Annotated in this window: 5 protein-coding genes; all 5 read right to left on the bottom strand. The window is 42.6% G+C overall.

From position 1 onward, the window contains the following. Positions 1 to 108: 108 nt before the first annotated feature. Positions 109 to 2046, bottom strand: coding sequence for a DNA mismatch repair endonuclease MutL (gene mutL, locus ACH0BF_RS24790; RefSeq protein ID WP_406910501.1), 1938 nt, complete (start codon positions 2044 to 2046; stop codon positions 109 to 111). Positions 2047 to 2073: 27 nt separating this feature from the next. After that, positions 2074 to 4659: a DNA mismatch repair protein MutS gene (gene mutS, locus ACH0BF_RS24785; protein ID WP_406910500.1), complete on the bottom strand. Its 2586-nt coding sequence runs from the start codon at positions 4657 to 4659 to the stop codon at positions 2074 to 2076. A gap of 126 nt (positions 4660 to 4785) precedes the next feature. Next, positions 4786 to 5325, bottom strand: coding sequence for an outer spore coat protein CotE (cotE, locus tag ACH0BF_RS24780; RefSeq protein WP_120037383.1), 540 nt, complete (start codon positions 5323 to 5325; stop codon positions 4786 to 4788). 195 nt (positions 5326 to 5520) lie between these two features. Beyond that, positions 5521 to 5952 (bottom strand): YlbF/YmcA family competence regulator, encoded by a 432-nt coding sequence (locus tag ACH0BF_RS24775; RefSeq protein ID WP_120037381.1) that lies wholly within the window; start codon positions 5950 to 5952, stop codon positions 5521 to 5523. 1 nt (position 5953) lies between these two features. Next, positions 5954 to 7498, bottom strand: coding sequence for a tRNA (N6-isopentenyl adenosine(37)-C2)-methylthiotransferase MiaB (miaB, locus tag ACH0BF_RS24770; RefSeq protein ID WP_406910499.1), 1545 nt, complete (start codon positions 7496 to 7498; stop codon positions 5954 to 5956). Between the last annotated feature and the right edge of the window lie 336 nt (positions 7499 to 7834).

The raw sequence follows: 7834 nt of genomic DNA, 5'->3' as shown, positions 1-7834 counted from the left end.
GGGCTTTAAAACTACCGAAAAATCAAAAGGGGTTCGGAATAAGACTATTCCGAACCCCTTTTGTCGACAAACTGAGGTCAGCCTTTCGGGAGGCTGACCTTTTTTCGATCACATAATGCGTTTAAACATTTTCTCTATTTCATAGGTGGAATAGTGAATGATGATCGGCCGGCCGTGCGGACAAGTGAATGGATCGCTGCTATGTCGCAGATCATCAAGCAGCTGCTGGATCTCATCGTTCCGTAAATGATGATTCGCTTTGATGGAGGCTTTGCAGCTCATCATAATCGCAGCTTCCTCCCGTAACTTTTTAATATCAACCTTTTTCATGGACAGCATTTGCTCAATGATGCCCTCGATCATTTGCTGTTCTTCTCCTTTAGGAAACCATTGCGGATGGGAGTGGACGATAAAAGCTCTCTCACCGAATGGTTCCAAAAACACGCCGACACTTTCCAATTCGTGCAGATGTTCAGTAATTTTAATACAGTCATCGGCTGAATAATCCAGCGTGATGGGCACAAGCATATCTTGCAATTCTTTTTCTACTTGTCCCACTTTCTCCCGGAAAAATTCATATTTCAATCTTTCCTGGGCGGCATGCTGATCAATCATGTACAAACCTCTTTCATTTTGGGCAAAAATATATGTGCCGTGCATTTGCCCAATTGGATAAAGAGGCGGCAATCTGCTTTCTGTTGTCTCATGTATCTCGTGTGTTTCATACTCAATTTCTTCTGAGAAGGTCTCTGCTACGAGATCTGTCGGTGTGGAAGGTATAAATTCGGTCTGTTGAATGATCTCTTCTGTTTCTTTCGACTCCACCGGATGGTCATCGTCCGCTTGATCAGCATTTACTTCGTAAAGCTCTTTCGTATACAACTCTTTCATTTTATCCGTCGGCAGTAACGATTCGCGCTGGGACAATGTAGTAGGGCGAAACTTTTTTTCAAAGCTAGTTTCTGTTTTCACTTGCTTCCGGCTGTCATCAAACGAAAATTCCTCTTGCCGGGAAAGCGGTTTTGCTTGCTTCACTGCTGGTGCTGCCGAAGGAATCAACGTTTCTTTTTGGAAAGCTTCACGGATAGCAGTTGTAATAACTTCCTGTAACTCTTGTTCTTTGCTAAAACGCACTTCTAGCTTGGCAGGGTGAACATTGACATCGACTAGTATCGGGTCCATGACAATATTCACTAAAGCAATGGGATACCGCCCAATTGGAAGCAGTGTATGGTAACCTTCCTGAATCGCTTTTGCCAGGCTGTAATTTTTAATGAATCTCCCGTTCACCATGACAGAAAGATAGTTTCTGGAAGCGCGAGTAATTTCCGGCAACGAAATCCAGCCGTCTACTTGGAAATCCAAGGAGGAAGCTGCCACAGGAATCATCTTTTTGGCCGTATTTAACCCGTAAATCGCCGCAAGTACTTGGCGGACATCTCCATTTCCTGTTGTCTGCAGCAACTCTCTCCCATTGTGGCGCAGTCTTATGGCTACCTCCGGATGGGCCAAAGCGAGCCGATTGACTACATCTGTGATGTTACCAAGCTCGGTGTGAATCGTTTTCATATATTTCAAACGTGCCGGGGTGTTAAAAAACAACCCAGACACTTTTATATCCGTTCCTTTGCGGCTGGCTGCCGGACCGTGCTTCTGAACAATCCCTCCCGAAAGAATGATCTCTGTTCCCGGACCTTCCCCCGTTCCGGTCGTCATCGAAAGCTCGGATACAGAAGCAATGCTCGGCAGCGCTTCGCCTCGAAAGCCTAGCGTCCGAATGCGAAATAAATCATTTTCATCTTTGATTTTACTTGTCGCATGACGGGAAAAAGCTTTCAATACATCATCCGGCTCTATTCCTGCTCCATTGTCAAGAATACGGATGCTTTCCAGCCCTGCTTCTTCCACGTCAACCTCAATAACTGAACTTCCAGCATCGACTGAATTCTCGACGAGCTCCTTCACAACAGAAGCAGGGCGTTCTACTACTTCACCGGCAGCAATTTTATTCGAAAGTGTATCATCCAGCTGAATAATTTTTCCCATTTGCTTCACCTGCTTTTCTTTGTCTGACTACCTCTTTATTTTCTTTTGAAGCGCATAGAGGGCATTCATTGCATCAAGAGGAGTCATTTCCAGTAAATCGTAGGACTTTAACTCTTCAATAATCTTTTTCTCTTTATCTGTCTGCGGCGTAGGAGGAGCAGCAACAGGTTCGCTGAAGAAAGAGAGCTGGCCGGCTGCTTCTGCTGTTTCCTTCGGCTGCTTTCGTAAATCAGGCTGTTCTTTCTGTTCTAATTCCGTCAGGATCTCATTTGCTCGCTCAATGAGCTCACGAGGAAGCTCAGCCAGCTGTGCCACATGAATGCCGTAGCTTTTATCGGCCGCTCCTTCTTTTATTTTATGAAGAAAAACCACACGGCCATTTTGTTCAATTGCACTGACATGTACATTTTTCAACTGAGGAAGGGATTCCTCTAAAACAGTTAATTCATGATAATGGGTAGAAAACAGCGTCTTGGCTTGGATATGCTCATGAATATGCTCAATGATCGCTTGAGCAAGCGCCATTCCATCATAGGTTGATGTGCCGCGGCCAATTTCATCAAAGAGAATCAAAGATTGGTTCGTTGCATGGGTAATAGCATTTTTAGCCTCCAGCATTTCCACCATAAACGTACTTTGGCCCGAGATCAAATCATCCGCTGCTCCGATTCTTGTAAACACCTGATCGAAAACAGGCAACTTAGCTTCCTGTGCAGGAACGAAACAGCCAATTTGAGCCATAATGGCTGTTAAAGCGACCTGTCTCATATACGTGCTTTTCCCTGACATATTCGGACCGGTGACAAGAAGCATTTCCCTCTCGCCGTTCATGAAACAGTCATTCGGAACGTATTCCTGGGAATCCATGACTTTTTCCACGACAGGATGGCGCCCCTCTTTAATGAAAAGCTCCCGGCTTTCCGTTAATTCCGGTCTTATATATTTTCGCTTCTCACTGACTTCAGCGAAGCATTGCAGCACGTCTAATTCGCTCACAAGTCTGGAAAGTTCCTGAAGCTCAGGAATAAATGATTTCACCTGCTCACGGATTTCAAGGAACAGCTCATATTCCAGGTCAATAATCTTTTCTGTAGCTTGCAAAATCAGCGTTTCCTTTTCCTTTAATTCCGGCGTGATAAAACGCTCACAGTTTGCTAATGTTTGTTTGCGTTCATAGCGGCTGTCCTGAAGCAAATGAAGGTTCGCTTTTGTAATTTCAATGTAATAGCCAAAGATGCGATTATAGCCAATCTTTAATGACTTGATGCCTGTTCTTTCTCTCTCTTCCTGCTGCAAGTTGGCAATCCAATCTTTTCCGTTGCGGCTTGCATCTCTATACTCATCAAGCTCCGCATGAAAGCCGTCTCTGATCATGCCGCCTTCTTTAACAGATAACGGCGGATTATCAACAAAAGCTTGTTCGAGAAGGTCGGTCAACTCTTCACACGGATTCATATTTTTCGAGAGTGCTTGAATTTCATCGTTTTGAATTTTAAGCAGCAAATCCTTCAGCAGTGGAATCTGCTGCAAGGATTTCTTTAACTGAATCAAATCGCGGCTGTTGACATTTCCGAAAGCGACCCGTCCAGCAAGGCGCTCCAGGTCATACACTTCCTTTAACATCTCCCGGATTTCCTGGCGCTCAAAAAAAGATTGTATCAATTTCTCCACCATTGACAAACGTTCATTAATTTGTCGTCGGTTGATCAGCGGACGGTCAATCCAACGCTTCAGCATCCGGCCGCCCATCGCCGTCATCGTTTCATCCAAAAGCCAAAGCAATGAGCCTTTTTTGTTTTTCGAACGGATCGTTTCCGTTAGCTCAAGATTGCGTTTGGAATAAAAATCGATCTTCATAAATTGATGGACTTCATAGACTTCAACTGGCTGTAAGTGAGTGAGACTCCGCTTTTGCGTGCGGTGCAGATAATGAAACAGCAGATGGGCGGCCTGCTGCATTCCGGAAACAGTAATCTGTTCGGTTAAAGACACGAATTCATCCCTTGCAGCTGTTTGCTCTTCATAAGAAAGCGTAACACCAAGCCGCTCCTTTAACGCCTTTCTTACATTCTCATCCAAATCCTGCTTCGTCACTACCTCCTTTGCCCGTAAAGTAGATAGTTCATTCAGTACTTCATCGAGTGTCGTTAAAGCTGTCGTTCGACTTTCACCAGTAGATAAATCACAAAAGGCCAGGCTGTATATATCCTCATTTTCACAGAAAAGAGCCGCGATATAATTGTTTTCTTTATCATGAAGCCCCTTGCCTTCCATGACGGTGCCAGGGGTGATAAGCTGTACGACTTCGCGTTTAACGACACCTTTTGCTTGCTTTGGATCTTCAGTCTGTTCGCAAATAGCGACCTTATGGCCAAGTTCGATTAACTGTTCTATATAAGCAGCCGCCGAATGGTAGGGCACCCCGCACATCGGTATACGTGCAGACGATCCGCCATCTCTGCTCGTTAACGTAATTTCAAGCAACTGGCTGGCTTTCGTTGCATCTTCAAAAAACATTTCATAGAAATCTCCTAAACGAAAAAACAAAAAGGCATCCTCATATTGTGCCTTTATCGCTAAATATTGCCGGATCATCGGCGTATATTGTTCCATATATTGTCCAATCCCTTTCAAGAAAACCTGTCTATTTTCAACTTTACATTATATCATATTTCCCCTCCCTCTGCCGTACGCAGTCCACAAAAATGAGCAGGCTGTATTCAGAGCCTGCTCATTACGTTAATCTTCTTTTTTATTCTCTATAAAAGCTGTATCTAATTCTTCATAGTCTTCGTCATCAATGTCGCTGTCCCAATCTTCATCCTCACATCCATAAGGGTGGACCGCTACGCAAATTTTTGTTTCCCCGACCACTTCAACCAAGAATTCGCGCTCAGCCTGAACAATGATTTTATTATCCTTTGGCGAACATACCGCTTCACAGCAATTTGGCTGTTGCAGCACCCGAGCCATCACTTCATTATCATCAAAACAATTTTCATCGCGATATTTCAACTTAATAACATCTTTATAACTTACTTTTTCCGTTACGACTGAAGTTTTCGTATTGTCATGATGCGAATACCATACGTTAATATCGTATGTTCCATGAACCTCTACCTTTTTCCCCATCTTTTTTGCTTTATACTCATGGTTAATAATCCAGCAACCTAAAATGCTCGATGGGTGATGTGGCGGACAAATGGTGTGATGCGTCTGGGTAAATTTTCGGCCTTTAGCAACAACCGACTTTGTAATAATCTCTCTATATTCTGCCATCCGAGCGTCCCTCCTCGCTTGTTCTCTATCTATCATATGCACCAAGAGCGAGACATGTGCCTAGAACATATAAAAAGTTAGAAAAGCAAAGATAACTCCTCTAAAACTCTACTGCCGAGAAAGTGGATTTTCATATTCTCTAGTCATAAAAAAGACACCAGCATAGAGAGCTGATGTCTTTCGTTTGCCTACTTATTAGCTGCAGCTTCCTGGCGTGCTGTTTCTAACTTGGGCTCCTGTTTCACCGCGAAGCAAATCGCCGCCAGTTGATTCAATAATCTGGTCTGTTACTGTGTTGGAGATAGCGGATGTAACGATTTGCAAAATATCATTTACTTCTACCTGTGATTCTTTAAACTGCTGGACAACAGGAATCTCATCTAATTCCTGTTCAATTTTCAACATTTTTTCTTCGACCATTTTTAACGCTTCTGTCTTGCCGTAATGCTGAAAATTCACCGCTTGTTTCTGCAAGCTTTTTAAGCTGGCAATTTTTTCACGCACTTTTTGGTTTTCATGAATTTTTGCTTCTGCCTCTTTAAAGAATGCAACCTCGTCGGTTTCTGCAATCATTTTAGCCAGCTCTGTTGCTTGTGCGAGAATATCATCTTTTGTATACTTTGCCATTTTACTCCACCTCAGCCAATTGATGTTCTTCAATCATTTCTCCGTTTAAGGACCAAGTTTTTGCATCAGTTATTTTTACATTTACAATTTTGCCGATTGCCGTTTTCGGCCCCTTGAAATTAACTAATTTATTTTTGTTCGTGTATCCGGCCAAAATGTCCGGATTGTTCTTGCTTTCCCCTTCAACGAGCACAGGAACAACTTGTCCTTCATATTTCTTTAATGCTTCAGCTGACAATTCGTTTACTACCGCATTTAGGCGCTGCAGCCGCTCTTTCTTCACTTCCATCGGAACGTTGTCTTTCATCTTAGCAGCAGGCGTGCCTTCACGTGGAGAATAAATAAACGTATAAGCGGACTCAAAGCCCACCTCACGGTACAGAGAAATGGTTTCTTCAAATTGCTCCTCTGTTTCATTCGGATAGCCGACGATAATATCAGTTGTTAACGCAACATCCGGGATGGCTGCTTTGATTTTGCGAACAAGCTCAAGGAATTGTTCGCGCGTATATTTGCGTGCCATAATTTTTAATACATCTGTAGATCCTGACTGAACTGGCAGATGAATATGATCCATTAAATTGCCCTTTTTCGCTAACACTTCAATCAGATGATCGTCGAAGTCACGCGGATGACTCGTTGTGAAGCGAACGCGCGGAATATCGATTTTTCTCATTTCGTCCATTAAATCACCGAGACCGTATTCTATGTCTTCGAAATCTTTTCCATAAGCATTAACATTTTGGCCAAGAAGTGTAATTTCCTGATAGCCTTGAGCAGCTAAATGACGCACCTCTTGAATAATGTCCTCTGGGCGTCGGCTCCGTTCCTTTCCGCGTGTATAAGGAACGATACAATACGTACAGAATTTATCACAGCCGTACATAATATTTACCCATGCTTTAATATTTCCCCGACGTACTTTTGGAAGGTTTTCTACTACGTCCCCTTCTTTTGACCATACCTCAACAACCATTTCCTTCGACATGTAGGCATCATTTAAAATATGTGGAAGGCGGTGAATGTTATGTGTGCCAAAAATCATATCAACATGATTATAGGTTTTTAAAATTTTATTTACGACAGACTCTTCTTGTGACATACACCCGCACACACCTAACAATAGATCAGGTCGCTGCTGTTTTAAATGCTTCAAGTGACCAAGCTCACCAAACACTTTATTTTCTGCATTTTCACGAATCGCACACGTGTTGAGCAAGATAACGTTCGCATCCTCTACTGTATCCGTTGCTTCATAGCCAAGAGCCATGAAGATGCCCGCCATTACTTCTGTGTCATGTTCGTTCATCTGGCAGCCATACGTGCGTATATAAAACTTCTTCCCGTCTCCCATGCAGCGAAGCTGTTCGTCGATCTTAAAATCTTTATGGTAGGCTACTTCTTCTTTCCCCCGCTTTTTTGCTTCCTTTAAAGAAGGCGGTAAAAAGACGGTTTCAAAATATTTACTGTAATCCTTTTCGGATTTTTTGTCCGTTGGATTTTTCTCTTTTACTTGCTGTCCCTGAAGACGTTGCTCTTCATTCATCAGAAAAACTCCTTTCTTTTCTAGCAAAAACGACAATAAACCATATTTAAAGTGAGAAATATCTTTTGTTAAGTGGTACACATTATTTTAGTATATAGCTTTCCATTTGATTAAACAATAGATGAATACTAACAATTTCACTAGATAGAATAAAGCATTATTTTTTCTTATTAATCCTATTTTGAAATAAAAAAACCGCCAATGGCGGTTTTTTTATCACATAAATTCCTTCACAAAATTATTAAACATTTCATCACCAAGCTGCAGGTCTTGGCTGGCCAGCGGTTCTTCTGCATAGCCATGCACAAGCTCTTGATAAGAAGCTCTTTCTTTATC

It is taken from the genome of Pseudobacillus sp. 179-B 2D1 NHS (assembly GCF_045370945.1).
GTDB lineage: Bacteria > Bacillota > Bacilli > Bacillales > Domibacillaceae > Pseudobacillus.
The sequence above is the reverse complement of the archived record's forward strand: the minus strand, read 5'-3'. Positions and strand labels throughout refer to the sequence as shown.